At 69.2% G+C, this 26,726-nt stretch carries 29 protein-coding genes; 18 read left to right on the top strand and 11 right to left on the bottom strand.

Annotated features, from left to right (window positions below; all coding sequences use genetic code 11):
- Nucleotides 1–136: 136 nt before the first annotated feature.
- From ACLIME_RS11735 to ACLIME_RS11705, 7 genes are all read left to right on the top strand, one after another.
- Nucleotides 137–556 carry an Asp23/Gls24 family envelope stress response protein gene (locus ACLIME_RS11735; RefSeq protein WP_085513765.1) on the top strand — a complete coding sequence of 140 codons (420 nt, stop codon included), beginning with the start codon at nt 137–139 and terminating at the stop codon, nt 554–556.
- Nucleotides 553–741, top strand: coding sequence for a DUF2273 domain-containing protein (locus ACLIME_RS11730; RefSeq protein WP_411557018.1), 189 nt, complete (start codon nt 553–555; stop codon nt 739–741). The genes ACLIME_RS11735 and ACLIME_RS11730 overlap by 4 nt, the downstream gene beginning before the upstream one ends.
- Nucleotides 738–1,091 (top strand): hypothetical protein, encoded by a 354-nt coding sequence (locus tag ACLIME_RS11725; protein WP_064296820.1) that lies wholly within the window; start codon nt 738–740, stop codon nt 1,089–1,091. The genes ACLIME_RS11730 and ACLIME_RS11725 overlap by 4 nt, the downstream gene beginning before the upstream one ends.
- Nucleotides 1,088–1,663: a DUF6286 domain-containing protein gene (locus tag ACLIME_RS11720; protein ID WP_124767524.1), complete on the top strand. Its 576-nt coding sequence runs from the start codon at nt 1,088–1,090 to the stop codon at nt 1,661–1,663. Before ACLIME_RS11725 ends, ACLIME_RS11720 begins: the two co-directional genes overlap by 4 nt.
- Nucleotides 1,663–2,265, top strand: coding sequence for a hypothetical protein (locus ACLIME_RS11715; protein WP_411557017.1), 603 nt, complete (start codon nt 1,663–1,665; stop codon nt 2,263–2,265). The genes ACLIME_RS11720 and ACLIME_RS11715 overlap by 1 nt, the downstream gene beginning before the upstream one ends.
- An 84-nt stretch (nt 2,266–2,349) precedes the next feature.
- Nucleotides 2,350–3,732 (top strand): Asp23/Gls24 family envelope stress response protein, encoded by a 1,383-nt coding sequence (locus tag ACLIME_RS11710; RefSeq protein WP_411557016.1) that lies wholly within the window; start codon nt 2,350–2,352, stop codon nt 3,730–3,732.
- Between the two features lies 1 nt (nt 3,733).
- Entirely contained in the window at nt 3,734–4,147 is a 414-nt protein-coding gene (locus ACLIME_RS11705; RefSeq protein WP_159875964.1) for a hypothetical protein, read from the top strand.
- 71 nt (nt 4,148–4,218) lie between these two features.
- Here ACLIME_RS11705 and ACLIME_RS11700 read toward each other — a convergent pair whose 3' ends face one another.
- The 3 genes from ACLIME_RS11700 to ACLIME_RS11690 all read right to left on the bottom strand — a co-directional run bounded on the left by ACLIME_RS11700 (nt 4,219) and on the right by ACLIME_RS11690 (nt 7,743).
- The gene (locus tag ACLIME_RS11700) at nt 4,219–4,509 is read right to left on the bottom strand and encodes a DUF1905 domain-containing protein (protein WP_411557015.1); all 291 of its coding nucleotides are present in this window, start codon (nt 4,507–4,509) and stop codon (nt 4,219–4,221) included.
- 266 nt (nt 4,510–4,775) lie between these two features.
- Complete coding sequence (locus ACLIME_RS11695; protein WP_411557014.1) at nt 4,776–6,311, bottom strand: CoA-acylating methylmalonate-semialdehyde dehydrogenase; 1,536 nt, start codon at nt 6,309–6,311, stop codon at nt 4,776–4,778.
- Nucleotides 6,312–6,420: 109 nt separating this feature from the next.
- Nucleotides 6,421–7,743 carry an aspartate aminotransferase family protein gene (locus ACLIME_RS11690; protein ID WP_411557013.1) on the bottom strand — a complete coding sequence of 441 codons (1,323 nt, stop codon included), beginning with the start codon at nt 7,741–7,743 and terminating at the stop codon, nt 6,421–6,423.
- Nucleotides 7,744–7,805: 62 nt separating this feature from the next.
- Between ACLIME_RS11690 and ACLIME_RS11685 the strand changes: the two genes are divergently transcribed.
- The gene (locus tag ACLIME_RS11685) at nt 7,806–9,368 is read left to right on the top strand and encodes a PucR family transcriptional regulator ligand-binding domain-containing protein (RefSeq protein WP_411557012.1); all 1,563 of its coding nucleotides are present in this window, start codon (nt 7,806–7,808) and stop codon (nt 9,366–9,368) included.
- A 559-nt stretch (nt 9,369–9,927) separates the two neighbouring features.
- Here ACLIME_RS11685 and ACLIME_RS11680 read toward each other — a convergent pair.
- The 3 genes from ACLIME_RS11680 to ACLIME_RS11670 all read right to left on the bottom strand — a co-directional run bounded on the left by ACLIME_RS11680 (nt 9,928) and on the right by ACLIME_RS11670 (nt 14,428).
- Nucleotides 9,928–11,307 (bottom strand): NAD-dependent succinate-semialdehyde dehydrogenase, encoded by a 1,380-nt coding sequence (locus ACLIME_RS11680; protein ID WP_411557011.1) that lies wholly within the window; start codon nt 11,305–11,307, stop codon nt 9,928–9,930.
- A 163-nt stretch (nt 11,308–11,470) separates the two neighbouring features.
- A complete protein-coding gene (locus ACLIME_RS11675) occupies nt 11,471–12,904 on the bottom strand; it encodes an NAD(P)/FAD-dependent oxidoreductase (protein ID WP_411557010.1) in 1,434 nt (477 codons plus the stop codon).
- 48 nt (nt 12,905–12,952) lie between these two features.
- Nucleotides 12,953–14,428: an APC family permease gene (locus tag ACLIME_RS11670; protein WP_411557009.1), complete on the bottom strand. Its 1,476-nt coding sequence runs from the start codon at nt 14,426–14,428 to the stop codon at nt 12,953–12,955.
- Nucleotides 14,429–14,671: 243 nt separating this feature from the next.
- Between ACLIME_RS11670 and ACLIME_RS11665 the strand changes: the two genes are divergently transcribed.
- The 4 genes from ACLIME_RS11665 to ACLIME_RS11650 all read left to right on the top strand — a co-directional run bounded on the left by ACLIME_RS11665 (nt 14,672) and on the right by ACLIME_RS11650 (nt 18,562).
- A complete protein-coding gene (locus tag ACLIME_RS11665) occupies nt 14,672–16,129 on the top strand; it encodes an aldehyde dehydrogenase family protein (protein WP_411557008.1) in 1,458 nt (485 codons plus the stop codon).
- Between the two features lie 191 nt (nt 16,130–16,320).
- Nucleotides 16,321–16,773, top strand: coding sequence for an Lrp/AsnC family transcriptional regulator (locus ACLIME_RS11660; protein WP_056013555.1), 453 nt, complete (start codon nt 16,321–16,323; stop codon nt 16,771–16,773).
- Nucleotides 16,774–16,827: 54 nt separating this feature from the next.
- A complete protein-coding gene (locus ACLIME_RS11655) occupies nt 16,828–17,178 on the top strand; it encodes a cupin domain-containing protein (protein ID WP_124767512.1) in 351 nt (116 codons plus the stop codon).
- Between the two features lie 118 nt (nt 17,179–17,296).
- Entirely contained in the window at nt 17,297–18,562 is a 1,266-nt protein-coding gene (locus ACLIME_RS11650) for a GNAT family N-acetyltransferase (protein WP_411557007.1), read from the top strand.
- 37 nt (nt 18,563–18,599) lie between these two features.
- Here ACLIME_RS11650 and ACLIME_RS11645 read toward each other — a convergent pair whose 3' ends face one another.
- Nucleotides 18,600–18,845, bottom strand: coding sequence for a hypothetical protein (locus tag ACLIME_RS11645; protein WP_192006126.1), 246 nt, complete (start codon nt 18,843–18,845; stop codon nt 18,600–18,602).
- 309 nt (nt 18,846–19,154) lie between these two features.
- Between ACLIME_RS11645 and ACLIME_RS11640 the strand changes: the two genes are divergently transcribed.
- Both ACLIME_RS11640 and ACLIME_RS11635 read left to right on the top strand, forming a co-directional pair.
- Complete coding sequence (locus ACLIME_RS11640; RefSeq protein WP_411557006.1) at nt 19,155–19,799, top strand: hypothetical protein; 645 nt, start codon at nt 19,155–19,157, stop codon at nt 19,797–19,799.
- Between the two features lie 27 nt (nt 19,800–19,826).
- A complete protein-coding gene (locus ACLIME_RS11635) occupies nt 19,827–20,579 on the top strand; it encodes an SDR family oxidoreductase (protein WP_411557005.1) in 753 nt (250 codons plus the stop codon).
- A gap of 3 nt (nt 20,580–20,582) precedes the next feature.
- Here ACLIME_RS11635 and ACLIME_RS11630 read toward each other — a convergent pair whose 3' ends face one another.
- Nucleotides 20,583–21,083 carry a hypothetical protein gene (locus tag ACLIME_RS11630; RefSeq protein WP_411557004.1) on the bottom strand — a complete coding sequence of 167 codons (501 nt, stop codon included), beginning with the start codon at nt 21,081–21,083 and terminating at the stop codon, nt 20,583–20,585.
- 61 nt (nt 21,084–21,144) lie between these two features.
- Nucleotides 21,145–21,921 (bottom strand): type I methionyl aminopeptidase, encoded by a 777-nt coding sequence (gene map, locus ACLIME_RS11625; RefSeq protein ID WP_079706538.1) that lies wholly within the window; start codon nt 21,919–21,921, stop codon nt 21,145–21,147.
- A 111-nt stretch (nt 21,922–22,032) separates the two neighbouring features.
- Between map and ACLIME_RS11620 the strand changes: the two genes are divergently transcribed.
- The 3 genes from ACLIME_RS11620 (at nt 22,033) to ACLIME_RS11610 (ending at nt 24,348) form a co-directional block, all read left to right on the top strand.
- Nucleotides 22,033–22,329 (top strand): helix-turn-helix domain-containing protein, encoded by a 297-nt coding sequence (locus tag ACLIME_RS11620; RefSeq protein ID WP_121292442.1) that lies wholly within the window; start codon nt 22,033–22,035, stop codon nt 22,327–22,329.
- Between the two features lie 286 nt (nt 22,330–22,615).
- Nucleotides 22,616–23,776: an AAA family ATPase gene (locus tag ACLIME_RS11615; protein WP_411557003.1), complete on the top strand. Its 1,161-nt coding sequence runs from the start codon at nt 22,616–22,618 to the stop codon at nt 23,774–23,776.
- Nucleotides 23,773–24,348, top strand: a complete 576-nt coding sequence (locus ACLIME_RS11610; RefSeq protein WP_411557002.1) for a hypothetical protein — start codon at nt 23,773–23,775, stop codon at nt 24,346–24,348. The genes ACLIME_RS11615 and ACLIME_RS11610 overlap by 4 nt, the downstream gene beginning before the upstream one ends.
- A gap of 18 nt (nt 24,349–24,366) precedes the next feature.
- Here the strand turns inward: ACLIME_RS11610 and ACLIME_RS11605 are convergent, their stop codons facing one another.
- Nucleotides 24,367–24,825 (bottom strand): hypothetical protein, encoded by a 459-nt coding sequence (locus ACLIME_RS11605; protein ID WP_124767504.1) that lies wholly within the window; start codon nt 24,823–24,825, stop codon nt 24,367–24,369.
- Nucleotides 24,826–24,855: 30 nt separating this feature from the next.
- Entirely contained in the window at nt 24,856–25,488 is a 633-nt protein-coding gene (locus tag ACLIME_RS11600) for a hypothetical protein (RefSeq protein WP_411557001.1), read from the bottom strand.
- Nucleotides 25,489–25,766: 278 nt separating this feature from the next.
- Between ACLIME_RS11600 and ACLIME_RS11595 the strand changes: the two genes are divergently transcribed.
- Nucleotides 25,767–26,723, top strand: coding sequence for an alpha/beta fold hydrolase (locus ACLIME_RS11595; RefSeq protein WP_411557000.1), 957 nt, complete (start codon nt 25,767–25,769; stop codon nt 26,721–26,723).
- The last annotated feature ends 3 nt before the right edge of the window (nt 26,724–26,726 follow it).

Below are 26,726 nucleotides of genomic sequence, written 5' to 3'. Positions count from 1 at the left end.
CTTCGCGACGAAAACGAGATCGACCGTGAGGATCGGGCGTGACGCGCAGTCTCATAGATGTCGCCCGGAACACGGGCACCGCGACCGGACACCCGGAACGCGAAACCGCAGTACCAGCCACCGAAGGAGCAACACCATGTCGAACACCACCGACACCGCCAACCACGCAGCCACCGCCTCCACGGGCAAGAACGTCATCGCCGACGGCGTCGTCCAGAAGGTCGCCGGCATCGCAGCCCGCGAGGTCCCCGGCGTGCACGACCTCGGCGGCGGAGCAGCTCGCGCCATCGGCGCCATCCGCAACGCCATCAACGCCCAGGACCGCGGTCAGGGCGTCTCGGTCGAGGTCGGCGAGAAGCAGGTCGCCGCTGACATCGTGATCGTCGCCGAGTACCCCGTCGACCTCCAGCGCGTCGCGGACGACGTCCGTCGCAGCGTCACCGACGCGATCTCGAACGTCGTGGGTATGGACGTCACCGAGGTCAACGTCACCGTCTCCGACGTCCACATCCCGTCGGACGACGACAACGACGCTGACGAGAGCCGCGTCCAGTGACCACGACCGATCGCGGCATCCTCGTCGGTGCCGTCCTGGCACTGGCTGCCGTCGCATTCGAGTTCTGGAGCATGATCCTCGTCGCGCTGTTCATGCTGATCGGATTCGGCATCGGACGCGTGCTCGAGGGCAAGCTCGACCTGCGCGGTGTCGCCGACGCGCTCCGCGGGCGGCGGTCGTCGTGACCGCGGCGGTGACGGCCGAACAGGCCGTGCATGGTCGCAACACGATCAGCTCCCGCGCCGTGCGTCGCGTCGTGTCTGCCGTCACCGCGGAGGAACTCGGTGTGCGGGCGTCGGAGGTCTCGGTCGAGCTCTCCGACGCCCAGGGGGCCCTCACGGTCACCGCGAGCACGCCCATCCACGTGTCGCCGCTCGGCGCCGGATCCCGGACCTCGGGAACCGTCCTCGAACGCCTGGCACGCGCACAGACCAGCATCCGTGAGCGGTGCCTGGACCTGACCGGGTCGACGATCGGACGCGTCGACCTCCACATCACGGGCGCGAAGCTCGAAGAACGAAGGAGGGTGTTGTGAGCACCCCAGCCCTGTACCGCCGCGCGGTGCGTCGCGAGACCCACTCGCCGCGGTCGACGCTTGCGATCACGATCGCGATCATCCTCGCGCTCGTGCTCGCCTGGCTCGGCACCGAATCGGTCCTGGCCGCGATCGGGCAGCCGGCGCTCCTCGTCGCACCGAAGGACATCGTCACCGCGGTGCTCACTGCCGCGACCGCACCGGCCCCGCTGCTCGTCGCCATCGGCGCGGTCGCGGCGATCATCGGCCTCGTGCTGATCGTCCTGTCGCTGGCCCCCGCCCGCCAAGGGCGTCGCGGGTCGATCGCCGACCGCACCGCGGCCGTCGTGGACGACCGCGTGATCGCGCAGTCGCTCGCCCGCGTCGCCTCGTACGCCGGTGACATCGACCCCTCGCAGGTGAGTGTCAGCGTCGGCGCCAGGAGCGCCCGCGTCGACGTCACGCCGACGAGCGGCCGACGCGTCGACCAGCGCGAGATCCAGCAGGCCGTGGACGCGGAGGTCGCGTCCTACGACTACCGGCCGGCGCTCCGCGCCAAGGTCCGCGTGAGCAGCAAGGGAACGGTGGCCTGATGAACTCCACGAATCGATTCCTCAACCGGTTCTTCATCCTCGTCGTGGGACTCGTCGTCCTCGCGGCCGGTGCGGCCCTGTCCGCGGGCGCGCTCCTGCCGGACGTGCAGCGCACGATCAGCGAGAACGCCGAGCGAGCCGTCGGACCGACGAACGACACCATCGACGCCCAGCCGTGGATCCTGTGGGTCGCGGCGGTCGTTGCCCTGCTGCTCATCCTCGTCATCCTCTGGTTCGTGTTCCGGCAGGGCCGCGGGCACACCGGAACGCTGCTGCAGGTCGACGAGCAGCGGACGAAGGACACCCCGACCGGTGGTCGCGTCCTGCTCGACGTGAAGGTCGCCGAGCAGGTCCTCGAGGAGGCGATCGGGCGCAACCCCGACGTGGTCTCCGTCGACGTCACCGGCTTCCGGATCCGCAAGCAGTCCACGCTGCGCCTCACCGCACACGCTCGTCGCGGCGCCTCGCCCGTCCAGCTGCGGCGCGACATCGAGGCGGCCATCCACGAGTGGGACGGCGTCCTCGGGACGTCCACCCCGGTGGTCATCCAGATCGTCAGCGGACTGCGCACGCGGCTCGCGAGCACCAACCGGGTCGTCTGACCCGACACCCCGCGGTGCCGCCGCGGCACCCGAATCGACAGCAGTAGGACCGATGCACCGCCGACGCGGTGCGAGGAGGATCGCATGAGCGACGACACGAAGCACCCGGACCAGCACCACATCCCCACCCCGGCCGAGGTCCGGGCGGAGCACCCGACGGTGCTCGTGCCCGCGCATCCCGATGACGAGGTCCGCCGCATCGAGTCGCACGACGGCGAGCACGCGGGCCGGACCGCGTCTGCTCCTGGATCGGTCGCTGCGGCGGACACGACGGTCCCTGGATCAGCGGCCGGTGGACCGGCTGTGACCGACTCGGTCTCCGACGAGACGCCGACGGTGACGGTGACCGTGTCGGAGCCGGTGGCTTCGCCGGAACCCGCGGACGCTCCGGTGGTCGAGCTCGACTCCGGCCGGAGACGTGAGCAGGAGGCCGACGAGCTCGCCCAGGTCATCGCCTCGACGGCCGAGACGGTCCCCGGCGTGCACGCCCTCGGTTCCCCGACGGCCCGCGCCATCGACAGCGCCCGCACCCGGCTGCTCGGTCGCACCGCCGTCCCCGGCGTCAACGTCCTGGCCGACGACGACGTGCTGAACGTCGAGGTCTCACTGGTTGCCGAGTACCCGGCCAGCATCGACGAGGTCGCGGACACCGTCCGGGCCGACGTCGCGGCGGCGCTGGAAGCCCGCCACCCGGGACCGGTCGACATCGACATCACGGTCACCGACATCCACGGGCCGTTCGACCCGATCGAGCCCGATCCGGGCGAGGCGATCGACGACGCGAAGGCCGCCATCGGCAATGCGACGTCCGCGGCGGGTGCCACGATCGGCAATGCGGCGGAGGCCGCCGGGGATGCCCTCGGCACGGCGAAGGCTGCTGCATCGGACGCGGTGGACTCGGCGCGAGCCGGAGCGGCCGACCTGGCCGACGCCGCTGGCGACGCGGTGGAGCGGCGGACCGGCCGGTCCGAGGGCGACGACGGCCGGTCGCTGGAGAACGAGCAGCCGGTCGTGGTCGCGGGTGCCGACGACGAGCTCACGGCCGACGGCGACGTCGCCGGTGAACCGATCGATGAGGTGGTGTCGGAATCCTCCGACGACGTGTCGGAGGAACTCGCCGAAGCCGCCCGCCAGCTGGCCACCGCGGCCGACTCGCTCGCGACCGTCGCTGACGAGGTGACGCACGGCGACTCGAACCTCGCCGGCGCCGAGCCCGTCGGGGCGGCTGACGCGATCCACGACGTTCCAGCGGAAGTGCCGGCCACCACCAGCCCGGATGCCGACCTTGTTTCGGACCCCGAGCAGAACGGCGGCGCCGCGGAGCCCGTCGACGGAACCCCGAGCGCGCTCGAGCCCGCCGACGATGACACGCACGACCAGCCTGCGCCGAAGGTCGCTGACGTCGACGAGGTGGCGGACGCTCCCGCCGAGGCCGCCCAAGCTGCGGCGCCGACGAAGGAGCAGTGACATGCCGCTCTTCAGTCGGACCACGTCGTACGGCGTCCGTCCGCGTCCGCGTGCAGTGTGGGCGGCCGCGATCACGGGAGTCGTCCTCCTCGTCCTGATCGTCGTCGGGGTGCTGATCCCGATCCTCGGGCTCATCGGTGCGGCCGACGGCGCGACGGTCGGTGCGCTCAACGTCCCGGTCGGTGGCATCGTGGTCGCGCTCCTCATCGGGTACGTCCTCGCGCTGCTGTTCCTGCTCGGGTGCGTCCGCAGCCGCAACGGCGCACTCTCCTGGGTGCTGGCCGTCGCGGCGGTGATCTCGGCGCTCCTCGTGTCGCTGTGGCCGCTGCTGGCGGTCGCCTTCGCGGGCGTCGACCAGGCATCGGACGTGGTGCCGTTCATCCAGGACCTCATCCGCCGGGTCACGGGCGGCTGAGCACAGGAGATCCGCCCGACAGCAGGAGGTCCTCCCTCAGGATCTCCTGCTGCCGCGCGGATCTCCTGTCGTCAGCTCAGGCGGCGGGTGAGATGGACGTCGACGGTGTCGCCGATGTCCTTACCGAGACGCTTCCGCAGCTTCGCGCTGATGGACAGCATGTGACCACCGGAGCCGGTCGGCATGAGCCCGACGTTCGGGAGCTCGACACCGTCGACGGCCGCGTCGACGCGGACGGATTTGCCGGTGCCGAAGAACTCGGCCGAGCCGGGCATCTCGACGCAGGACCAGACGTCGCCCTTCACGTCGACGCCGATCGGCGCGGTGAAGCGGTGATCGAGTTCGGTCGGTTCGATGGCCATCGGTGGCGCCCCTCGTCGGTCGTGGTCGGCGGGGCCATTGTCGCGGCTGAGTCCGACCCGTGGCAAGGGCCCAAGCGTCCGCCGCACGGAGATCTCGGACCGAACGTCCGGTCCCGCCCTTCGACAGGCTCAGGAACCGCGTGTCGAAGGGCAGCTGGGGAGGCATGGCCTTTCGACAGGCTCAGGGACCGCTTGTCGAAGGGGCCTCGGAAGCACGCGGCCCCTCGGCAGGCTCGCGGGGGAGCGCTGCCGAGGGGCCGGGAACCTCAGTTCTGGGGGAAGCCGAGGTTGATGCCGCCGTGGGAGGGGTCGAGCCAGCGGGAGGTGATGGCCTTCTGCTGGGTGAAGAACCGGACGCCCTCCGCGCCGTGGGCCTTGGTGTCGCCGAACAGGGAGTCCTTCCACCCGCCGAAGGAGAACGTCGCGACCGGCACGGGGATCGGCACGTTGATGCCGATCATCCCGACCTGGATCTCGTTCTGGAACCGTCGGGCGGCACCGCCGTCGTTGGTGAAGATCGCCGTCCCGTTGCCGAACGCACCACCGTTGATCAGCGCGACGCCCTCTTCGTAGGAGGCGACGCGGACGACCGCGAGGACGGGTCCGAAGATCTCCTCCGTGTACACCTTCGACGTCGTCGGGACGTTGTCGATGAGGGTCGGGCCGAGCCAGAACCCGTTCGGGTCGCCGTCGATGGGCGTGTTGCGGCCGTCGACGACGATCGTGGCGCCGTCCTGTTCGGCGAAGTCGAGGTAGGACGCGACCTTGTCGCGGTGCACCTTCGTCACCAGCGGGCCCATGTCGCAGTTCCGGCGTCCGTCACCGATCCGCAGGGTCGCCGCACGTTCGGCGATCTTGGCGATGAGCTCGTCCGCGACTGGCTCGACCGCGACGACGACCGAGATCGCCATGCAGCGCTCGCCCGCGGAGCCGAAGCCGGCGTTGATGGCGGAGTCGGCGACGAGGTCGAGGTCGGCGTCGGGCAGCACGAGCATGTGGTTCTTCGCCCCGCCGAGCGCCTGGACGCGCTTGCCGTGTGCGGTGCCGGTCTCGTAGACGTACTTCGCGATCGGGGTGGAACCCACGAAGGAGATCGCGCGGACGTCGGGGTGGGTGAGGAGCCCGTCGACGGCCTCCTTGTCACCGTTCAACACCGTGAACACGCCGTCGGGGAGGCCTGCTTCCTTCCAGAGCTTCGCGAGCCAGATCGCCGCGGACGGGTCCTTCTCACTCGGTTTCAGCACGACCGTGTTCCCGGCCGCGATCGCGATCGGGAAGAACCACATCGGCACCATCGCGGGGAAGTTGAACGGCGAGATGATCCCAACGACCCCGAGCGGCTGCTTCGTGGAGTACACGTCCACACCGGTGGAGACCTGCTCGGAGAACTCACCCTTCAGGTGGTGCGCGAGGCCGGTCGCGAACTCCACGACCTCCTGCCCACGCGTGATCTCGCCGAGCGCGTCGGAGACGACCTTGCCGTGCTCCGCGGTGATGATCTCCGCCAGCTCACCCTTCTTCGCCTCGAGCAGCTCACGGAACTTGAACACGATCTGCTGACGCTTCGCGAGCGGGAGGTCGCGCCAGGCGGGGAAGGCCGCGGCGGCGGATGCGACGGCGCGGTCGATCTCCGACTGGTTCGCGAGCGCGACGTGCTTCGTCGCGACACCGAGTGCGGGGTCGTAGACCGGGGCGGTGCGACCCGAGGTGGACGGGGCTTCGGCTCCATCGATCCAGTGCGGGACGACCGGCAGCGAACCGGCGTCGGTGGTGGGGGTGGTGCTCGTGGCGGTGGTGGTCATGCGGAGTGCTCCTGGGCGTCGTGGGGTGCAGGGGTGCTGGGTGCTGGTCGAGCCGGAACGGGTGCCGGGAGTCCCGACACCGAGTCCCAGAACGAGTCCGGGTCGCCGCTCATGCGCGCAGCTCGCCGAGGGCGGCGTCGATGATCGCGATGCCTGAGGCGACCTCGTCGGCGGTCACGACGGCAGGCGGGACGACGTGGATGCGGTTCTCGCTGATGAACGGCAGGAGGCCGGCCTCGAGCAGGGACGACTTGAACCGACCCATCGCCGCCGCATCGAGCGGTGCGCGGGTGTCGCGGTCCTCGACGAGCTCGACCGCCCAGAACACGCCGCTGCCGCGGACCTCACCGATGAGCTCGTGGCGCTCGGCGAGGGAGCGGAGCGCGGGCCCGATGTGGTCGGCGCCGATCGCCTTGGCGTGTTCGACGACGCCCTCCTCGGCCATCGCGGTGAGCGTCGCGACGACACTCGCGGCGGCGAGCGGGTGGCCGGAGTACGTGAGCCCACCGGGGAACACCTGCTCGTCGAAGACGCGAGCGATGTGCTCCGAGACGATGACGCCACCGAGCGGCACGTAGCCGGAGTTGACGCCCTTCGCGAAGGTGATGAGGTCGGGGCGCACGTCGAACGCGTCGAACGCGAACCACTCGCCGGTGCGGGCGAAGCCGGCCATGACCTCGTCGAGGATGAGCATGATGCCGTAGCGGTCGGCGATCGCGCGGACACCCGCGAGGTAGCCGGGCGGCGGGGTCAGGATGCCGGCGGTGCCTGGCACGGTCTCGAGGAGGATCGCGGCGATCGAGCCGGGGCCTTCCGCCTGGACGGTGCGCTCGAGGTGGCGGAGGGCGCGCTCCGACTCCTCCTCCGGCGTCGTCGCCCAGAACTCGGTGCGGTAGAGGTACGGGCCGAACACGTGCACGTGGCCGCGGGCGTACTCGTTGGGGATGCGGCGCCAGTCGCCCGTCGCGACGATGGCCGCGCCCGTGTTGCCGTGGTAAGAGCGGTAGGTCGAGATGACCTTGTCGCGGCCGGTGGCGATGCGTGCCATGCGGATCGCGTTCTCGTTCGCGTCGGCGCCGCCGTTGGTGAAGAAGACCTTCTCGAAGCCTTCAGGGGCGCGGTCGAGGATGAGACGAGCCGCCTCGGCACGGGTCGCGTTCGCCGCAGCGGGCGCGATCGTGGTGAGCTGCGCCGCCTGCTCCTGGATCGCCGCGACCACCTTCGGGTGCTGGTACCCGAGGTTCACGTTGACGAGCTGGCTGGAGAAGTCGAGGTAGTGGCGTCCGTCGTGGTCCCACACGGTACTGCCGAGCCCACCCGCAATGGGGAGTGGCTTGAGCGTGCTCTGGGCGGACCAGGAGTGCAGGACGCGCTGGGTGTCGGCGTCGCGGACGCCGGCGTTGTCGAGGCCGGAGAGGAAGTCATTGATCACTCCTGCAGCCTGGCAATCGATGCGGCCGATGTACATGGCGGGATCAGTGATAGCTTCGGCACATGTCCACCACTTCAGTGATCGCTGGCGAGGTCGGCCGTGCGTCCTCGAACGTGTCCCTGCGCACGCTCATGGCTGAGCCGGTCTTCAAGCTCGGCCTCGTCGTCGCGGGTGACGCCGACGTCCTCGATCGCGACATCGCCTGGGTGCACAGCTCGGACCTCGGCGACCCGACACCCTGGCTGGAACCCGGCCAGCTGCTCCTCACCGACGGCATGCAGTTCGCCGGCGAGATGAGCGACGAGCTCGCCGACCGCCGCGCCGACGAGTACGTTCGCCGCCTCTCCGCCCGGGGCGTGCTCGCGCTCGGGTTCGCCACCGGGATCATCCACGCCGACATCCCGCAGCGGCTCGTCGACGCGTGCGAGCGTCACGGGTTCACCCTGCTCGAGGTGGGGGAGCGGACCCCGTTCATCGGCATCATCCGGTTCGTCGCCGACGCGGTCGCAGCCGCGCGCGTGGCGTCGCTCGAATGGTCGCTCGCCGCCCAGCGTGCGGTCGCGAGGGCGGCGCTCCGACCCGACGGCCTGACGGCGATCCTCGCGGAGCTGGGGCAGCAGCTCGGCTGCTGGGTCGCGCTGTACGACGCGCTCGGCAACCGGGTCACCACGAGGACGCGCGAGCCGGTGCCGGAGGGCGTGGAGGCCGCCGTCGCCGAGGTGCTGCGCCGCGGGTCGCGGGCCGGCCTGCACCTCGCGGACGGAGCCGAGGGCGCGACGCTGCTGACGCTCGGTCGCCGGGGTGAGTTGAGAGGCATCCTCGCGGTCGGCTCCAGCGTGCCGCTCGACCACGCCGAGCACGACCTCGTCTCCAGCGTCATCGGCCTCGCGAGCATCGCCCTCGAGCAGCACAGCGCCCTCGATCTCGCACGCCGGCAACTGCGGTCGGGGCTCCTCGAGCTGCTGCTCTCCGGGGACCGCGCCGTCGCCGAGCGCACCGCCCAGCGGCTCTGGGGGCCGCTGCCGCCCGACCCGATCCGCGTCGCCGTGGTCGACATCCCCGAGGGTGAGCTGGGCTTCCTCTCGGAACTCGACGTGCAGGCCGCGGCGCACGGCGGCAAGCTGTTCTTCGCTGAGCAAGACGAGCGGATCGTCATCGTGTCGAGCGACGCGGACACCGGACTCTGGGACGCCGTCGTCGGCCGCCACGGGCTGTCCGGCGGGGTGTCGGCGAGGACGAGCTGGGAGGGGTTGCGGGACGGGCTGTCCGAGGCCGAGCGGGCTCGGGCGTCGGCCGGGGAGACCCCGCGGCTCGTGCGGTACGAGGCACTCGCCGAGCAGGGGTTGCTCGGGCTGCTGAGCGCCTCGGGCGGATCGGTGCTGGCGAATCGGCTGCTGGAGCCGTTGGGCGGGCTCGGAGCCGAGGCTCGGGCGGTCCATGTGGAAACGGCCCGGGTGTGGTTGGAGGCGAACTGCGTGACCGATCAGGCGGCCGGCCGCCTCGGGATCCACCGGCAGACCCTCCGGGCGCGCATCACCACGCTGGAATCGTTGCTCGACCTCGACCTCTCGCGCTTCGGCGACCGCGCCGAGCTCTGGAGCGCCCTCCAGCTCACCGACGGCTGAAGATCCTTCGGCCCCCGGTCGCTGAGCGCACCCCGGTCACCGAGCCCACCCCGGTCACCGAGCTTGTCGAGGTGCCACCGTGGGCCCTTCGACAGGCTCAGGGAGCGGAGAAGGTCCTCGGCTTGGGGTGACCGCCGCTTGCCGACGAACCCCAGCGGGGGTTCCGGTCCCCAAGCCGCACCCAGCCATCCCGGTCCCTGAGCTGAACCATCCCGGTCCGGTCCCTGAGTCGCACCCCTCTCGGTCCCTGAGCTTGTCGAAGGGCAGCGACCGCACGACGGGACCGCACTTCGACAAGCTCAGTGACCGGAACGCGTTCCGCGGGTGAGGAGCGCGGTGAGCGGGTGCACCGTGTCCCGGTCCTCGCGCGCACCCCATCCCGGTCCCTGAGCTTGTCGAAGGGCGGTCGACGCCGGGCGGGACCGCACTTCGACAGGCTCAGTGACCGGGTGGGGGCGTCAGTGGCCGGGTAGGGGCGTCAGTGACTGGATGGGGCGTCAGTGACTGGATGGGGCGTCAGTGACCGATGGCGCGAGCTCAGTGACCGGGGCCGAGGTGCCTACGCGATGCGGATGAGCTTCTTGTTGACGAACTCGTCCATCGCGGGCTTGCCCATCTCGCGGCCGGTGCCGGAGCGCTTCACGCCGCCGAAGGGCAGCTCCGCCGCGTCGCCGAGGACGAGGTTGATCCACACCATGCCGGCGTCGATCCCGTCCGCGACCCGCAGCGCCTGCTCCTGGTCGGTCGTGTACACGTAGGAGCCGAGGCCGAACGGGGTGTCGTTCGCGAGGCGCACGGCCTCCTCCTCCGACGCGACCCGGTACAGCGACGCGACGGGCCCGAAGAACTCCTCGTGGAACGCGTCCATCTCAGGCGTCACGTCGGTGAGGACGGCCGGCGGGAAGAAGTTCCCATTCGGCTCGCCCGATGCCAGGATCGTCGCGCCCTGCGCCTTCGCGCGGCCGAGCTGCTCGCCGAGTCGCTCGGTCGCGGCGGCCGACGACAGCGGGCCGAGCTGCGTGCTCTCCGCCATCGGGTCGGCCGGCGCGTTCGCGGTGAAGACCTCGGTGAACTTCGCGGCGAATTCGTCGAACAGCTCGTCGATGATGATGAACCGCTTGGCGGCGTTGCACGACTGCCCGTTGTTATCGATGCGGGCGTTGACGGCGTCCTGGACGGCGGCGTCGAGGTCGTCGGTCGACAGCAGGATGAACGGGTCGGACCCACCGAGCTCGAGCACGACCTTCTTGAGGTGCTTGCCGGCCAGCTCGGCGACGGCGGAACCGGCGCGCTCCGAACCGGTGACCGAGACGCCCTGCACGCGCGGGTCGGCGATGACCGTCGCGATCTGGTCGTTCGTGGCGAAGATGTTCACGTACACGGAATCGTGGGCGCCCAGCTCGGCTTCGGCGTCGTCGAAGATCTGCGCGATCGCCAGCGCCGACTCGGGGCACTGCGGTGCGTGCTTGAGGAGGATCGTGTTGCCGTTGACGACGTTCGGGCCGACGAACCGCGCCACCTGGTAGTACGGGAAGTTCCACGGCATGATGCCGAGCAGCACGCCGAGCGACGCACGACGGATGAACGCGGAGCCGGTGCCGTCGGACAACTCGATCGGTTCATCGGCGGAGAAGGCCTCGCCGTTGTCGGCGTAGTACTGGTAGATCGCTGCGGCGAAGTCGACCTCACCGAGCGCCTGCTCGTACGTCTTGCCCATCTCGCGGACGGCGATCTCGGCCAGCTGCTCACGGCGCTCCGTGTGGAGGGCGGCGACGCGGGCGACGAGCGCAGCGCGGTCGGCGACGGGAGCGCGACGCGACCACTCCTCGTGGGCGGCGGACGCGGCGGTGATCGCCTGCTGCAGCTCCTCGTCCGTGATCGTCGGGTAGTCGCGGAGAGTCTCTCCGGTCGCGGGGTTGACGACGGCGTAGTCGCTCACTGGTGTGCTCCTTTGTCTGAGGTGCTGCTGGTGCGGTGCGGTGTCCGTTGCCGGCCGATGCGAGCTGTGCGGGTTCGACGGGAGCGGGACCACCACCTGCACCGTATCGAACCACGCTCCGCCTGTCATGGGTTGGACTGCGGCTCCTGCGTCGAAACCCGGCTCAGGAGTCGAAGCCCAGCCCGACGGCGTCCATCGTGCGGAGCCAGAGCCCGCGTTTGCCCTCGTTACGGTCGGCTCGGGCCATCTCCGACAGTGAGATGCGCGCACCGATGAACGCGAGCGGGTCGGGCGGGAACGGCGTCGGCTTCTTCTGGACGAAGTCCATCGTCGTGCGCTCGGTCGGCGTGCCGGCGAGGAGGTCGAGCATGACGTTCGCGCCGTACCGCGTCGCCCCGACGCCGAGGCCGGTGAACCCGGCCGCGTGCGCGACCTTGCCGCCGTGCGCGGTCTCGAAGAAGGAGAAGAACCGCCCGCAGGTGTCGATCGCGCCGCCCCACTTGTGTGAGAAGCCGAGGTCGGCGAGCTGCGGGTAGGTGTGGGCGAAGTGGGCGGCGAGCTTGAGGAAGGACTCCTCGCGCTGGTCGAACCGCGGCTCGACGCGCCCGCCGTAGTTGTAGACCGCGTCGTAGCCGCCGTAGAGGATGCGGGTCGACCCGTTCGCGTCGGTCGTGAGTCGCGAGTAGTGGAAGCGGTTGTCGAGGTCGGAGATGCCCTGACGGCCCTTCCAGCCCAGGCTCTCGAGCTGTTCGGCGGAGAGCGGGTTCGTCATCAGGGCGTAGTCGTAGACCGGCACCGTGTACTTCCGGGCACTCGGGATGAGTGCCTTGAAGACGTTGGTGCCGAGGGCGACGTGCTTCGCGACGACCGAACCGTGCGTCGTCGTCAGGGTGACCGACGTCGCGTCCGACCGGATCGAGCGGACGTGCGTGTACTCGTGGATCTCCACACCCAGGTCGAGGCAGACACGTCGCAGCTCCCACGCCAGCTTGGCCGGGTTGACGAGCGCCGCTCCGGTGGGCTCGAACAGGCCGGCCTGGAAGATCGGCGAGTGGACCTCCGCCTGCATCGCCTCGCGGTCGAGGAACCGGGCGCCGTGCTCCTCGGCGCTCTCCCGCAACCAGTCGACGTGGTGTGGGGCTGTCGCCGCCTGCAGCAGGCCCGTCTCCTCCCAGTCGCAGTCCATGTCGTACCGGCCGATGGTCTCGCCGATCTCGCGCAGGTTCTCGCGGCCCAGCTCCTCCAGGCGGTCGAACTCGTGCGGCAGGCGGCTCTTGCCGTTCGACGATCCGTGGGTGAGGCTCGGCTCGCAGAACCCGCCGTTGCGACCGGACGCGGCCCACGCGATGCGCCGGCCCTCGAGGAGCACGACCCGGCGGTCCGGGTCGCGCTCCTTCGCGAGCAGTGCGGTCCACAGGCCCGAGTACCCACCACCGACGATCGCCAGGTCCGTCTCGACGTCCGCCTCGAGGCGGGGGAGTGGAGCGGGCCGTGCCGGGTCGTCGAGCCAGTACGGCTCCGGTTCGGCCGAGTCCAGCTGGTCCCGCAGGCGTGCGGTGTCGGCGAGCTCTTCGGCCAGTTCGTAGATGGTTCTCATGGTGGGTCCCCTGTGGTGCGTGGTTCGGTGCGGTCGCGTGGTGCGCGGTCAGTCGGTGCGGGCGGCGTCGGTGCGTTCGGTCTCGGCACGTGGGGTTCCGGCGGATGCCCCGCCGCTCCCGAGGCCCGCGTCGCGCTTGGTGCTCCGCTGCACGAACAGCCAGATCACGACGCCCAGTGCGAGCAGTCCGAGCGCGATGCCGAGCTCGAGGAACCCGCCGTAGCCCGTGGTGGAGAACCCGGTCGCGCCGACGATGAGGACGATCGCGAGGAGCACCGACAGTACGACCGACAGCGGCACGAAGAAGCGCGGCAGGCGGATCGGGCGGGCGGCGTCGGGGCGGTCCTTGCGCAGCAGGAAGAAGCCGGAGACGGCGAAGAAGTGCGTGAGGATGTAGCCGAGGTTGCCGGTCACGATGATCGCGAGCGGGTTCTGCAGCACCACCAGGATCACGACGTTCATGACGAGCATCACGTTGAGCGAGCGGAACGGCACACCGCGACGGTTGAGGACACCCAGGGACGGGACGGTGACGCGCTCCTTGCCCATGTTGAACAGCACACGGGAGGCGTCGGCCACCGAGGTGGTCATGATGAGCAGCAGCGAGGCGATGAGGCAGAGCACCATGACGTCCGCGGCGCCACCGACGAGCGAGGCGAAGCTCGCGACGAAGAAGGTCGCCGGGTTGTCGGCGATCGCCGCTTCACCCGCGTAGCCGCCGAGGGTCAGCGGGATGACGAAGAAGACGCCGAGGCAGAAGAGGACGGAGGCCTTGATCGCCTTGGTCGTGTCCTTCACCGAGTCGCGGTACTCCGGGGCGAAGGTCGCGCAGACCTCGATGCCGAAGGTGGTCCACGCCATGATGTACAGCCAGACGATCGCGGTGTGCAGGCCCTCGATGCCCTCGAGCTTCCAGGTGAGGTCGAGCGGTGCCCAGTCGGCGCTGAAGAGCGGGAAGACGATGAACACGAACAGCGGGATGAGCAGGATGCCGGCCGTGATGTAGACGAACGCCATGGTGACGCGGACGCCGATGACGTTGATGAGGTACATCACCCCGATGACGCCGAGGCCGATGAGGATCGGGAAGGTGATGGAGATCGGGCCGAGCTGGATCACCCATTCCTCGTTCGGGAACCACTGCGCCTGGATGAGTGCCCCGGTGACCGCACCGTAGGTGGCGAGGTTGGTGCCCCAGGGGAGCCAGTAGCCGACGCCGGTGATCGGTGCGACCCAGGGGGCGCGGGACTTCCACGCTTCGGCCGCGTAGTGCGCGATGCCGCCGGAGGAGTTCGGGAACATGGTGGCGAGCTCGGTGTAGATCCAGTTGACGCCCATGGCGAGGATCATGGAGATCGCCCACAGGACGGCGGCCCCCCAGCCGCCGAGGCCGGTGATGGAGGCGCCGAGGGTGGCGATGAGCGCGGCTGGCATGGTCATCGCCATGGCGAAGCCGTCGAACCAGCGCATCCGTTTCGGCAGGTGCGTGGTCTCGTCGGTGCTGGTGACGTGTTCGGTCGACATGGGCTCTTCTCGATTCGTGGGGGACGGGACGTCGCTGTCTCGCTGCTGGTGCACTCAATGTGCCGAAGAATTGTTGTGACGACAAGATCGCGTCGGTCTCGTTGTTGTAATCGTAACTTTGACGAAACAATACTGCTTGTTCGAGGAATCGCAAGGTCCTAGGCTGATCCCACATTCTCCCGACGACATCCGCACGACGCTGTTCGGCGTCGTCGGCCCAGCCACGACACCAGGAGGTCCGGAATGACCACGTTGCCGACACCCACTCGCACCCAGCTCTTCATCGCCGGCGAGTTCACCGACGGAACCAGCTCGGAGCGCTCGGAGGTGATCAGCCCCGTCACCGGTGACGTCATCGCGTCGATCCCCGTCGCCGGCACCGCCGAACTCGACGAGGCGGTGCGACGTGCGCACGAGGCGCAGCGGGAGTGGCGCAAGCTCGGCGTGTTCAAGCGTGCCGAGATCTGCCACCGGGTCGGCGACGCGATCAACGCCCGCGTCGAGGAGCTCGCCCGCCTGCAGACGCTGGAGCAGGGCAAGCCGCTCGCCGAGTCGATCGCCGACATCGCCGAGGCCGCACAGCTCTTCCACCTCCACGCCGAGGACGCCCTCCGTCTCTACGGTGAGACGCTGCCGTCGAGCGACATCGACAAGCGCATGTTCACCTGGCGCGCACCGGTCGGCGTCTGGGGCATCATCACGCCCTGGAACTTCCCGCTCCTCATGTTCAGCGAGTTCGTCGCCCCGGGCCTCGCGACCGGCAACGCCTGCATCGTCAAGCCGCCGAGCAACACGCCCCTCGCGGTCCTCGCGGCGATGGACTGCCTCGTCGAGGCGGGCGTCCCGGCCGGGCTCGTCAGCGTCCTCCCCGGCGACGGCGCGTTCGGTTCCGAGCTCGTCTCCCACGACGGCATCGACGCGATCGGCTTCATTGGCTCGTCCGCCACCGGGGCGAAGATCGTCCGCACCGCAGGCCTCAATCGCTCGCTCATGGAGTGCTCCGGCAACGGTCCGATCGTCGTCCTCGAGGACGCGAACATCGAACGCGCCGCGAAGGCCGCCGTCGACTCCGCCTTCTACAGCGGCGGGCAGGTCTGCTGCGCGACCGAGCGGCTCATCGTCCACCACAACGTCCACGACGCCTTCGTCGAGGCCGCCCTCGCCTACGCGAAAGCCACCGTGCGACTCGGCAACCCCTTCGACGAGGGGATCAACCTCGGCCCGCTCAACAACGAGGGCGTCGCCGCGAAGATGGACCGCCACCTCGACGAGGCCCGCGCGCTCGGCTTCGACATCCTGCTCGGCGGCGGTCGTGCAACCGGCCACCCGACGGACCTCTACTACGACTTCACGATCGTCGACGGCGTCTCCGAGGACAGCCTGCTGTCACGCGAGGAATCGTTCGGTCCTGTCCTCCCCATCCTCACGGCCAAGGACGACGACGACATCCTCCGCATCGCCAACGCCGACGCGCTCGGCCTGCAGTCCGCGGTGTTCACCGAGAGCCTGTCGAAGGCCTACCGCTTCATGGAGGAGCTCGAGACCGGTCAGGTCATCGTCAACGACTCCAACGGCTGGTGGGACATCAACATGCCCTTCGGTGGCGCGGGCGGCAAGGGCACCGGCTGGGGTCGGATCGGTGGCATGTACACGCTGCACGACATGACCGACCTCCGCACCGGCGCGATCCACGTCCGCTAGTCGGACCGATCCGCCGATCAGCGACCTCCCTCGGTCCGCTCGATCGGCGTCGCCCCGGTCGACCGCCCGTGTTCGGGTCGGTCGGTCGGTCGGGGCTCGTGGCTCGGGTGGGGCGGACTCCGCACCCGGGCCGCACGGCTTCCCTCGCTACGCTTGCCAGATGACCATCCGCCCGCTGCCGGAGGAGCCACATGAACGACCTTGACGACATCGACCGTCGGCTGATCGCGATCCTGCAGCAGGATGGACGGAAGGCGTTCTCGGAGATCGCCACCGAGACCGGGCTGCCGGCGTCGTCCGTCCGCTACCGGATCCAGCGACTCGAGGACACCGGGATCCTGCAGATCGTCGGCATCGCGAACCCGCTGTCGATCGGCTTCGACCACCTGGCGCTCATCGGCATCCGCTGCGAGCCGGGGATGGCGCGCGGGGTGTGCCAGGAGCTGTCGAAGCACGCGGAGACGAGCTACGTGGTGCTCACGAGCGGCGGCTTCGACGTGATGGTCGAGGCCGTGTGCCGTGACATGGACCACTACAAGACCTTCCTGCTCGACACCCTGCAGCCGACGCCCGGGGTGCGGTCGACCGAGACCTTCTTCGTGCTCGAAGCCCACAAGCTCGCCTACGGCTGGGGCGTCGGGTAGGTCGTCGGGCTGCGCCGACCCCGCTCGTCTCCTTCTTGCTCAGAGAGGTACCTCATGACCGACCACCTGCTCGCTCCGAATGCGGTGCTCCAGGGTGCCGACGTGGCGCTCGCCGACAACCCGCTCGCGCCCGAGGACGTCGTCTCGGGGTCGCCGCGGAGCGGGATCGTGTCCCTCACGGCCGTCGGTGACACCGAGGTGGGCGTCTGGGAGCTGGGTGTCGGCGTCGTGCAGGACACCGAGATCGACGAGGTGTTCGTGGTCCTCTCCGGTGAGGCGACGGTCGACTTCGCCGACGGCACCCCGTCGCTGGAGCTCCGTGCCGGCTCCATCGGCCGGCTCGCCGCCGGCGCCCGCACCACCTGGACGGTCCGCGAGACCCTCCGCAAGGTCTACGTCGCCTGAGCCGCGCGCCTCGCGGCGCGGCAGCAGGACATCCGCCCGACAGCAGGACGCTTCGCGCCCGCCCGTCCTGCTCTCGCGCCGATCTCCTGCGTTCCGGCCACCCCAATAGGCTTGTCGCATGAACCTGCGCACCGTCGAGCTCGACCACACGGACCACGCCGCCCTCGACCTCTGGTGGGGTGCAGCGTCGCGCGGCTTCCTTTCGAAGCCCGATACCGACGTGGCGGTGCGTGCCGAGCGGCGTCAGCTCCTCGTCGGCAGCTCGATCCTCGGGGTCTACGACGACACCGCGGCCGAACCGCTCGTCCCCGTCGGCACGCTCGGTTCCTTCCCGACCGCACTGTCGATCCCCGGCGGCACCGTCCGCGCCCTGGCCATCACCGAGGTGACCGTCTCGACCTCCCACGAACGTCGAGGGATCGCCCGGTCACTGATGGAGAACCGACTCCACCACGCGAAGGCCACCGGTGCCGCAGTCGTCGCGCTTACCGCGAGCGAGGCGACCATCTACGGTCGCTACGGCTTCGCCCCGGCGACCTGGGAGTTCACGCACGAGGTCGACCCCAAGCGCGTCGCTTGGCGGGGTGCGCCGCCCGCCGGCCGCGTCCACACGCTCGACCCGCGCTCGCTCGCCACCGTCGCGCCCGGGCTGTTCGAGCGCTCCCGCGGCACCGGCGACATCGACCGCGGGGTCGCCTGGTGGAAGCAGGCCCTCCGTGAGGTGACCATCCGCCACTTCAGCCACGGTGAGGGTGACACGCTCGCCCTCCGCTACGACGACGCCGACGGCGAGCCGCAGGGATACGCGCTCTACCGCGTCGGCGAGGAGTGGGGCACGATCGTCGTCGACGACCTCGTCGCCACCACCCCGGAGGCCCGCTACGCGCTCTGGCGGCACCTGACCGGGATCAGCCTCACCACGAAGGTCACCTTCCACCAGGCTCCGACGGTCGAAGCCATCCAGTGGCGACTCGTCGACCGTCGCGCCGTCAAGACCACCGCGCGAGCCGACTCGCTCTGGCTCCGGATCGTCGACGTGCCGACCGTGCTCGGCGCGCGCCGGTTCACCGTCCCTGCGGCGTCCGATCCTCGCGAGCACCTGCTCGATGTCGAGGACGCCCTCGGACTCGCCGGCGGTCGGTTCGCGTTCCGCATCGACGAGCACGGTGCCGCGGTCGCGGAACGCATCGGCGACGTGCCGGAATCGACCGACGACGACGCTGTGCGCCTCACCATCAACGAGCTGTCGGCCGTCCTCCTCGGCGGCCCGCGCGTGTCGGCGCTCGCCGAAGCAGGGCTCATCACCGGGTCGTCGGAGGCGGTACGAGCGCTCGACCTCGCCTTCGCGACGGAGCAGGCGCCCTTCCTGCGGACGCACTTCTAAGGGCTACCCGCCAAGGTGAGATAGCTCGGCCGATCGATCAGGGAGCGGTTGCGCCGAGGAGGATCGCCGCGGCCGGAAGGCCGAGCAGCACCATCCAGCCGGTGATGGCCGCACCGACGAGGCCGGTGAACAGGCAGAAGCCGCCGATGGTGGCCGCGAGGGTGCGGAACAGCTGGCGTTGCTCGGCCGGGATACTGCGGCGCAGGGTGCGGGGAAGTGCCGCGAGCTGCGGGCGTGGGGTGCGGGTGGAGCCGGTGGTGGCGGGGTGCTGCAGGGTCGTCATCGGAGTCGGGTGGTTCCTGGTCGGGTTCGGGCGGGAGGCGCGCTTCGGGAGCGGCTGATCGGCCGGATCCGGATCTGTATCTCGAAGTGCAGATTTGTTATACACCGTGGTAGACGTGCCTGCAACTCGTCGGCGGCGCACACGCTTGACGCCGCTCCACAGGCGCCCGATCCGCGCTCGCCGCGTCATGCCCACCAACTGTCGAGCCGTCGACCGGCTCCCGATCGATACCGTCGCTGCAGCATCGCGACGGCCATCGTCGCGACACACGGCCAGACAGGAGTATGCGTGGACACGATCCCGGACGCAATGACCACCGATGCGCGCGCGGAGGCGCCGCCAGGGCGCCGTTCCAGGTCGCTCGGGCGGCGCTCGATCATGGCGATCGTCGTCGCAGTGGTCGCCCAGCTGAGTGTGTTCGCGCTGGTGATCGTCGCCTGCACGGGTCAGGTCGGGGAGCCGCGGATTGATCGTGCTTCGACGGTGCCCGAGGCGCCGACGATCGACCCGAGCGCTCCCCAGCGTGACGACGAACTTCCCACCCGAGACGAGGTGTTCGCCGTGGCTGCAGACCTCCTCGGGCAGATGGTCAACACGGCGACGGGTGGGCAGCCGTTCGCGTTCTCACCCCAGGCCTCGGAGGCGCCCTGCAGCAGCCTGGCGCCGTCCGGTCGGGCCACGAAGCTGGCGCGCATGGTCGTCGAGGTCGAGCTGCCGGTCGGAACGAGTCGCGCCGTGCTCGTCGACCTCATCAACGGGTACGCGCCGCCGCTCGAACTCGCGGCCGACTCGGACGAGTTCCGGTCGGAGCTGATCGTGCCCTCGTACGGCGAGCTGGAGCTGTCGACGCAGCTCCGCGACGACGCCATCATCTTCGAACGGGAGCTCCGACCCGATGCCGACGTGCTGCGGATCACGGTCGAGAACGGCTGCTTCCTCCCGCCGATAGAGTGACATCCGTCGAGCAGAGGGGAGTGTCGCATGAAGATCGTCGTCGCAGGAGGCAGCGGGATGGTCGGGCGACACGTTGTCGCGGTGGCCCAGGAGCGCGGACACCGGGTGGTCGTGCTGTCGCGTGCGACCGGCGTCGACCTCGCCACCGGAGCCGGGCTCGCGCAGCAGCTGGAGGCCGCGGACGTCGTCATCGATGTGACCTCGACGGCCACGCAGTCCGCCCAGCAGTCGCGCCAGTTCTTCGGGGCGGTCACCCGCAACCTGCTCGAGGCCGAGGGCGCCGCAGGCGTGCCCCACCACGTCGCGCTGTCGATCGTCGGAAGCGACAAGGCGCCCTTCGGCTACTACGCGGGCAAGGCGCTGCAGGACGAACTCGTCAGCACTGGGCGCATCCCGTGGACGATCCTCCGGGCGACGCAGTTCCACGAGTTCGCGCAGCAGATGGTCGAGCGGTTCCGCTTCGGGCCGGTCACGATGGTGCCGACGATGACCTCGCAGCCGATCGCCGCGCGCGAAGTCGCCGAGCGCCTGGTGGAGCTGGCGGAGGGCGAGCCGCAGGGGCGCCCGGCCGATCTCGCGGGCCCCGAGGAACTGCGGATGACCGCGATGGTCAAGGCCTACACTGCGGCCACGGGCATCCGCGGCCCGGTCGCGCAGATCCCGCTGCCCGGCGGCTTCGGCAAGGCGATGCGCGACGGCACGACCCTCGCCGGGCCAGATGCGCAGCGCGGCGTGCAGACGTTCGCGCAGTGGATCGACGGGCTCAGCGCCGCTCGCTGAGCGTCAGCTCCGGTGAGCCGCCCAGACGTCCTGGATGAGGCGAGGCGTGCGCCATTCGCCGATCCGCTGGAACCACATGGACGGTGGGTAGGCGAGCCGGACGACGAAGTAGTTCACGTACTCGATGACACCCAGGAGCCAGACGAACGGGATGCCGATGGCCGCGAAGGGGTGGACAGGGAACCAGACGATGATGCCGACGAGTCCCGCGAGCAGCAGGACCGCGTCGAGCACGCGGAAACCGCGGTAGGTGGCGGCTAGTCCAGGAGGCATGGTGCCCTGCTTGACCCACCGCCGGGCGAGCAGCCAGTAGACGCCGGCCTGCACGAGGATCACCAGCAGCGGTACGAGGGCCGACCAGAACGCGAGCGCATCGGTCGACTGTTCGAGCAACGGGAGCGCCGAGACGAACGCGACCCAGATGAACACGAGGGCGGCGAACAGTTCGCCGAGTCCGAGGCTCAGGTACCGGCCCCGGAGGGCCGTGCGGCGATCGTCGGTCATCTCACCAGCCTAAACACGGTGTGCCGGGCCGGTCGAGTGTGCTCGACAGGCCTTCAGGCGTTTAGAACGTGACGGTCGGCAGCGTCATGATCTCGGCGCCGTCCTCGGTGATCGCGATGGTGTGCTCACTGTGGGCGGTGCGGCTGCCGGTCACGCTGCGGAGGGTCCAGCCGTCGGCGTCGGTGACGAGCTTGTCGGTGTCGGCCATGACCCACGGCTCGATCGCGAGGAGGAGGCCCGGGCGCAGCTTGTAGCCGCGGCCGGCGCGACCGTCGTTCGAGACGTGCGGGTCCTGGTGCATCGTCGTGCCGATGCCGTGGCCACCGAACTCCATGTTGACCGGGTAGCCGGCGCCACGCAGCACGGTGCCGATCGCGAAGGAGATGTCGCCGATCTTCGCACCCGGCTTGGCGGCGGCGATCCCGGCGGCGAGGGCCTCCTGGGTGGTCTCGATGAGCGCGAGGTCCTCGGGGGTCGCCGTGCCGACGACGAAGCTGATGGCCGAGTCGGCGGCGATCCCGTCGAGGAGGACGGCGAGGTCGAGGGTGAGAAGGTCGCCGTCGGCCAGCGTGTAGTCGCGGGGGAGGCCGTGGAGGACGGCGTCGTTGACGGCGGTGCAGATGTAGTGGCCGAAGGGTCCGCGACCGAAGGAGGGTGCGTAGTCGACGTAGCAGGAGACGGCGCCGGCCTCGAGGATCATCGCTTTGGCCCAGCGGTCGATCTCGAGGAGGTTGGTGCCGACCGTCACGCGGTGCTTGAGCGTGTGGAGGATGTTCGCGACGAGCTCGCCGGTGCGACGCGCCTTCGCGACCTCGGTGGGGGTGAAGATCTCGATCATGCGGGGCCCTTCCATCGGCGTGCTGCGTTCGTGGTGCGGTGGTGTTCGTGCCGCGAACGGCGCTCGACCAATAACTATACCGGTCAAACTATCCCGTACTACACTGGGCGCATGGTCCGCCTTCCGCTCACCCCCACCGATGTCGAACGCGGTCAGCGCCTCGGTGCGCTCCTGCGCGAGGCCAGAGGTGAGCGTTCGATGCTCGACATCGCGCTCGATGCCGGCCTCTCGCCGGAGACGCTGCGGAAGATCGAGTCGGGCCGGGTCGCGACGCCGGCGTTCTCGACGATCGCCGCCATCGCCGAGGTGCTCGGCCTCTCCCTCGACGAGGTCTGGGCGACGATCAGCCCGACCCGGCGGGACACTGCCCCGTCCGGCGAACGCCTGCGCGAGCGACTCGTCTCCTAGGTCTCGCTACAGCGACGCTGTCTTTGGATGCGTTCTGCATGGTGGTCAGGTGCGAACGTTGGGCGCTACACTGATCTGCATATATTTCACCGATGTGTGTCGTCTGAGAAGTCAGGCCGCACCTGTCGGACGAAGGTGGCCGCGTCGGTTGCATTCCGCATGAACGATTGGATGGGTTGTGAGCGCGTTAGCCGGCCTCGATGCGCGAACCCCAGCCACGCTGGCGAGAACCCAGTCCGTATCATTGGGGCTTCAGGCCCGAGCGCGACCATTGGACGGAGGCGGCATGCACATCACGCATCTGACCGCGAGCAACTGGAGAAACTTCAAGACGCTCGACGTGCCGCTCGAGAATCGTCTTTTCGTCGTCGGACCCAATGCGTCAGGCAAGTCGAATCTGCTCGATCTCTTCCGCTTCTTGGGCGATATCGCCTCCTCGGGCGGCGGCCTGGCATCTGCGATCGAGAGTCGCGGCGGACTGAGCAAGGTGAGGAGCCTGTTCGCCCGCAACCACCAAAAGGGCCGCCTGATCATCGACCTCCAGCTTGCCGATGGAAGCGACACCTGGCGCTACCGAATCGCCATCCGCGGCGAGAAAGGCGGCTTCAACCGGCCTATCGTCGACGAGGAAGTGGTGGAACACAATGGAACCGTCCTCCTCAACCGACCAGATGAGTCGGATGAGGGCGACGCGGTCCGGCTGACGCAGACCCACCTTGAGCAGATTGCCGCCAACCAGAAGTTCCGTGTTCTCGCGGACTACTTCGCCAAGGTTCAGTACTTCCATCTCGTCCCGCAGATCATTCGCGACCCGTCTCGTATCGGTGCCGGTGCCAACGACCCATTCGGGTCCAACTTCATCGCTCAGATGAACGCTGTCCCGGTGAAGACCCGCCAGGCGTGGTTCCGTCGAATGGAGACAGCTCTCCGCTCGGCCGTCCCTGAGTTCCAATCCCTCCGACTCGAGGTGGACAAGTCTGGGATGCCGCACCTGATTGCCGGCTACCAGAACTGGCGCGAGACACCCGCTCGCCAGAGTGAGGTCGATTTCTCGGATGGCACACTTCGACTTGTCGGGCTGCTCTGGACGCTTGTGAGCGCACCAGCGAACGGCGGCGTCCTACTCTTGGAGGAGCCCGAGCTTTCTCTCAACTCTGCAATCGTTCGAACGCTGCCGACCGTTCTCGCGACAGCTCAGCGAGATCGCGCACTCCAGGTGATCCTCTCCACGCATGCTCCTGAACTCTTGAATGATGAGGGTGTGCGTCCCGCCGAGGTGCTGGTGCTCCGTGTGACAGACGATGGGACGGTGGCACATATCCTTTCTGACATCGAGGAGGTCGCCGGCGAACTCGCGGCGGAGCTACCAGCTTCTGAGATCGTCGACGGCTTGATCGCCCCGCAGGACCTCTCCGGGCTGATCGCGGTCGGACGAAAACGCAGATGATCAATGTCGTGGTCGAGGGGGAATCGGATCGCGAAGCGGCGAGAGCCGTGGTCTTGGCGGCAGGCCAGCAGGTCGGAAGGATCATCGTCGCGGGAGGCAAGAGCAAGCTGGATCCGAAGATCCCAAACTATAACCGCGCAGCAGCTCAGTTTCCTTGGGTGGTGTTTCGCGACTCCGATGCGGAGTGTCCGGTCCTGCTTCGATCGCGGCTCACCTCGGGAATCGTGGACTGGCAGCCAGGTTTCAGCCTTCGGATTGCGCACTCGATGACAGAAGCGTGGCTCATGGCTGACCGCGAGTCCTTCTCGACGTTCTTCCATGTTCCGGTCAACCGCATTCCGCAGGATCCGGAGTCCTCGCCGCACGCCAAGCGCGTTCTCCTCGCACTGTGTGCCCAATCCCGTTCGCGCAATGTGAAGCGCGACATGACTGCAGCGGGAGGCGCTGCAGGCCCGTTGTATGTTTCGCAGTTGAATGAGTATGCCTCGACCGTCTGGCGCCCCACAGAGGCGGCCGCGGTGAGTCCGAGTCTCTCTCGAGCACTCGCGGAGATCGAGCTTCTGCCCAGATAGCTCGCGTCCGATGTTCCGCTACTGCGTGTCGCTCGTCGTCGGTTGGACCGGGCGGGTGAAGACGTTCTCGCTGATCTTCGTCCAGTCCTCGGCGGGGTCGAGCGCGGTGTCGACGACGGCGTCGGAGAGCACCGTGTATTCGTTGACGCTGTCGCTCATACTGACGCGGTCACCGCTGCCGCAGGCCCGGAACGGTTCGGTCTCCGCGAAGACGATGATGCAGATCCGGGACTGACCCTGCTCCGTCGCCGACGCGAGGAAGATCTCCGTGTCGCCTTGGACGGCGACGAGTCGGGTCGTGTCGGCGTCGATCGTGAGCGGGTCGTCGCTGCCGGCTCCGATGGTGCTCGCCGGGAGCCGATCCTTGTCGGCCTGGTCGCGCTCGAGGTCGGCATAGCTCGTCACTCCGCCGGAGCAGGCGCTCAGCCCGGCGGCGAGTGTGAGTGCGATGAGTCCTGCTGCGATGCGTCGATGCATGTGACGTCCCCGATGTCGATTCCCGACAGCCTACGACTCCTGCTCCCGGATGGAAGCAGCGACGGCCGACTCGCGGCTGGCGAGGGCGATGGCGACGATCCCGAGGAAGACGGGACCGACGACACGGACCCACCCGTCGAGGATGACGATGATCGGGACGAAGAGGGACACGTTCGAACCCGCCGCCACGACGATGATCTGCTGGACGACCCACGATGCTGCTGTCACCGTCACGACCCACAGCGGCGCGAGGTTCCACGGGCGGGGCACGGTTCCGGCGCGCGCGATCTGCGTCGTCGCGATGGCCGCGAGCACGAACTGGACGAGCAGGTCGATGTAGCCGAAGCTGAGGAAGGTCTCGATGGCGGCCGGGATCGTCGCCAAACCGCGGACGAACGAGCTGATCGTCATCCAGATGCCGAGCGCGATGAGGGCGCCTGTGCCGAGCGGGCGCCTCGCGGTCACGCTGCTGGAACGGTCCGAGCCGATCGCGAACAGGGCGATCGAGAAGACGGACAAGAACGTCGCGAGGATGCCACCGGTCGGCCCGAGGAACGACCCGATCTGGACGAGTGGGCCGAGGAGCACCGACCCGACCAGGAGCGCTCCGGCGACGATCCACACCTGCTTGGACCCTGACGTCGCTGCGCTCGTTTCCCCCATGGGCGCCCAGTCTACGGACGGCCCCACTTCTCGGTCCCTGAGCTTGTCGAAGGGCATGCACGCCTTGCCGGTCCCTGAGCTTGTGGAAGGGCGGCGCGCCTCTCCCCGGTCCCTGAGCTTGTCGAAGGGCGGCGCATCTCTCCCCGGTCCCTGAGCTTGTCGAAGGGCGGCGTACCTCTCCCGGTCCCTGAGCCTGTCGAAGGGCGGCGTACCTCTCCCGGTCCCTGAGCCTGTCGAAGGGCCTGCACGCAGGACCCGAGCTGTGTAGCGTGGCACGGATGACCGAGGAGCAAGCCGACCCGCACACCACCGGTTTCGTCGACGTGGAGGGCGGTGCGTCGATCTTCGTCGAAGAGTCCGGCACCCCCGACGGTGTTCCCGCGCTCTGGCTGCACGGCGGCCCAGGCGGTTCGCTCGGCTCCGGCTGGTATCGCTCGCACTTCGACCTGTCGCGGTACCGCCTCATCGGGATCGACCAGCGGGGGAGCGGCCGCAGCCTGCCGAACATCGTGGACGCCCGCGACCAGCTCGACGACCACACGACCCAGCGTCTGATCGCCGACATCGAGGCGGTGCGAGTCGCCTCGGGTGTGGAGCGCTGGGTCGTGGCGGGGGTCTCGTGGGGCACGACCCTCGCGCTCGCCTACGCGCAGGAACATCCCGATCGGGTGATCGCGCTGGCGCTCGTCGCGGTGACCACCACGAGTCGTGACGAGGTCGACTGGATCACCGAGGGCGTCGGCCGCGTCTTCCCCGAGGAATGGGCGCGATTCGAAAGTGACAGCGGCCGGCGGGAGGGTGAGCGGGTCGTCGAGGCCTACGCGCGTCGTCTCCGGGAGGGCGACGCGACGGACCGCACACACGCCGCGACCGCCTGGGACCGCTGGGAGAGTGCGCACGTGTCACTCGATCACCCCGAACGCGTCGGCCAGCTGTTCGCCGACGCGACCGTGCGCGAGGCGTTCGCGACGCTCGTCACCGACTACTGGAGCCACGACGGCTTTCTCACCGGCGACCGGGCGGTGCTGTCGCGGATGGACCGCATCGCGCACATCCCCGGCGCGCTGGTGCACGGCCGACGTGACATCAGTGGTCCGGCCGTGACCGCCTGGCGCCTCCATCAGCTGTGGCCGGCGAGCGAGCTGACGATCGTCGAGACCGAGGCCCACGGCGGCGCCGAGGAGAGCGCCGTGCTGCGTGCGGCGCTGGACCGCTTCGCGGCGCTGGGTCCCTGAGCC

Source organism: Plantibacter sp. MPB07 (assembly GCF_046619465.1).
GTDB classification, from domain to species: domain Bacteria; phylum Actinomycetota; class Actinomycetes; order Actinomycetales; family Microbacteriaceae; genus Plantibacter; species Plantibacter auratus.
The sequence above is the reverse complement of the archived record's forward strand: the minus strand, read 5'-3'. Positions and strand labels throughout refer to the sequence as shown.

Bases quoted from the DNA above. Each gene is read 5' to 3' on its own strand.
- ACLIME_RS11735 (WP_085513765.1), top strand. From the start codon at position 137: ATGTCGAACACCACCGACACCGCCAACCACGCAGCCACCGCCTCCACG.
- ACLIME_RS11715 (WP_411557017.1), top strand. From the start codon at position 1,663: ATGAACTCCACGAATCGATTCCTCAACCGGTTCTTCATCCTCGTCGTG.
- ACLIME_RS11710 (WP_411557016.1), top strand. From the start codon at position 2,350: ATGAGCGACGACACGAAGCACCCGGACCAGCACCACATCCCCACCCCG.
- ACLIME_RS11705 (WP_159875964.1), top strand. From the start codon at position 3,734: ATGCCGCTCTTCAGTCGGACCACGTCGTACGGCGTCCGTCCGCGTCCG.
- ACLIME_RS11700 (WP_411557015.1), bottom strand. From the start codon at position 4,509: ATGGCCATCGAACCGACCGAACTCGATCACCGCTTCACCGCGCCGATC.
- ACLIME_RS11695 (WP_411557014.1), bottom strand. From the start codon at position 6,311: ATGACCACCACCGCCACGAGCACCACCCCCACCACCGACGCCGGTTCG.
- ACLIME_RS11685 (WP_411557012.1), top strand. From the start codon at position 7,806: ATGTCCACCACTTCAGTGATCGCTGGCGAGGTCGGCCGTGCGTCCTCG.
- ACLIME_RS11675 (WP_411557010.1), bottom strand. From the start codon at position 12,904: ATGAGAACCATCTACGAACTGGCCGAAGAGCTCGCCGACACCGCACGC.
- ACLIME_RS11670 (WP_411557009.1), bottom strand. From the start codon at position 14,428: ATGTCGACCGAACACGTCACCAGCACCGACGAGACCACGCACCTGCCG.
- ACLIME_RS11665 (WP_411557008.1), top strand. From the start codon at position 14,672: ATGACCACGTTGCCGACACCCACTCGCACCCAGCTCTTCATCGCCGGC.
- ACLIME_RS11660 (WP_056013555.1), top strand. From the start codon at position 16,321: ATGAACGACCTTGACGACATCGACCGTCGGCTGATCGCGATCCTGCAG.
- ACLIME_RS11655 (WP_124767512.1), top strand. From the start codon at position 16,828: ATGACCGACCACCTGCTCGCTCCGAATGCGGTGCTCCAGGGTGCCGAC.
- ACLIME_RS11650 (WP_411557007.1), top strand. From the start codon at position 17,297: ATGAACCTGCGCACCGTCGAGCTCGACCACACGGACCACGCCGCCCTC.
- ACLIME_RS11645 (WP_192006126.1), bottom strand. From the start codon at position 18,845: ATGACGACCCTGCAGCACCCCGCCACCACCGGCTCCACCCGCACCCCA.
- ACLIME_RS11640 (WP_411557006.1), top strand. From the start codon at position 19,155: ATGACCACCGATGCGCGCGCGGAGGCGCCGCCAGGGCGCCGTTCCAGG.
- ACLIME_RS11635 (WP_411557005.1), top strand. From the start codon at position 19,827: ATGAAGATCGTCGTCGCAGGAGGCAGCGGGATGGTCGGGCGACACGTT.
- ACLIME_RS11630 (WP_411557004.1), bottom strand. From the start codon at position 21,083: ATGACCGACGATCGCCGCACGGCCCTCCGGGGCCGGTACCTGAGCCTC.
- map (WP_079706538.1), bottom strand. From the start codon at position 21,921: ATGATCGAGATCTTCACCCCCACCGAGGTCGCGAAGGCGCGTCGCACC.
- ACLIME_RS11620 (WP_121292442.1), top strand. From the start codon at position 22,033: ATGGTCCGCCTTCCGCTCACCCCCACCGATGTCGAACGCGGTCAGCGC.
- ACLIME_RS11615 (WP_411557003.1), top strand. From the start codon at position 22,616: ATGCACATCACGCATCTGACCGCGAGCAACTGGAGAAACTTCAAGACG.
- ACLIME_RS11610 (WP_411557002.1), top strand. From the start codon at position 23,773: ATGATCAATGTCGTGGTCGAGGGGGAATCGGATCGCGAAGCGGCGAGA.
- ACLIME_RS11605 (WP_124767504.1), bottom strand. From the start codon at position 24,825: ATGCATCGACGCATCGCAGCAGGACTCATCGCACTCACACTCGCCGCC.
- ACLIME_RS11600 (WP_411557001.1), bottom strand. From the start codon at position 25,488: ATGGGGGAAACGAGCGCAGCGACGTCAGGGTCCAAGCAGGTGTGGATC.
- ACLIME_RS11595 (WP_411557000.1), top strand. From the start codon at position 25,767: ATGACCGAGGAGCAAGCCGACCCGCACACCACCGGTTTCGTCGACGTG.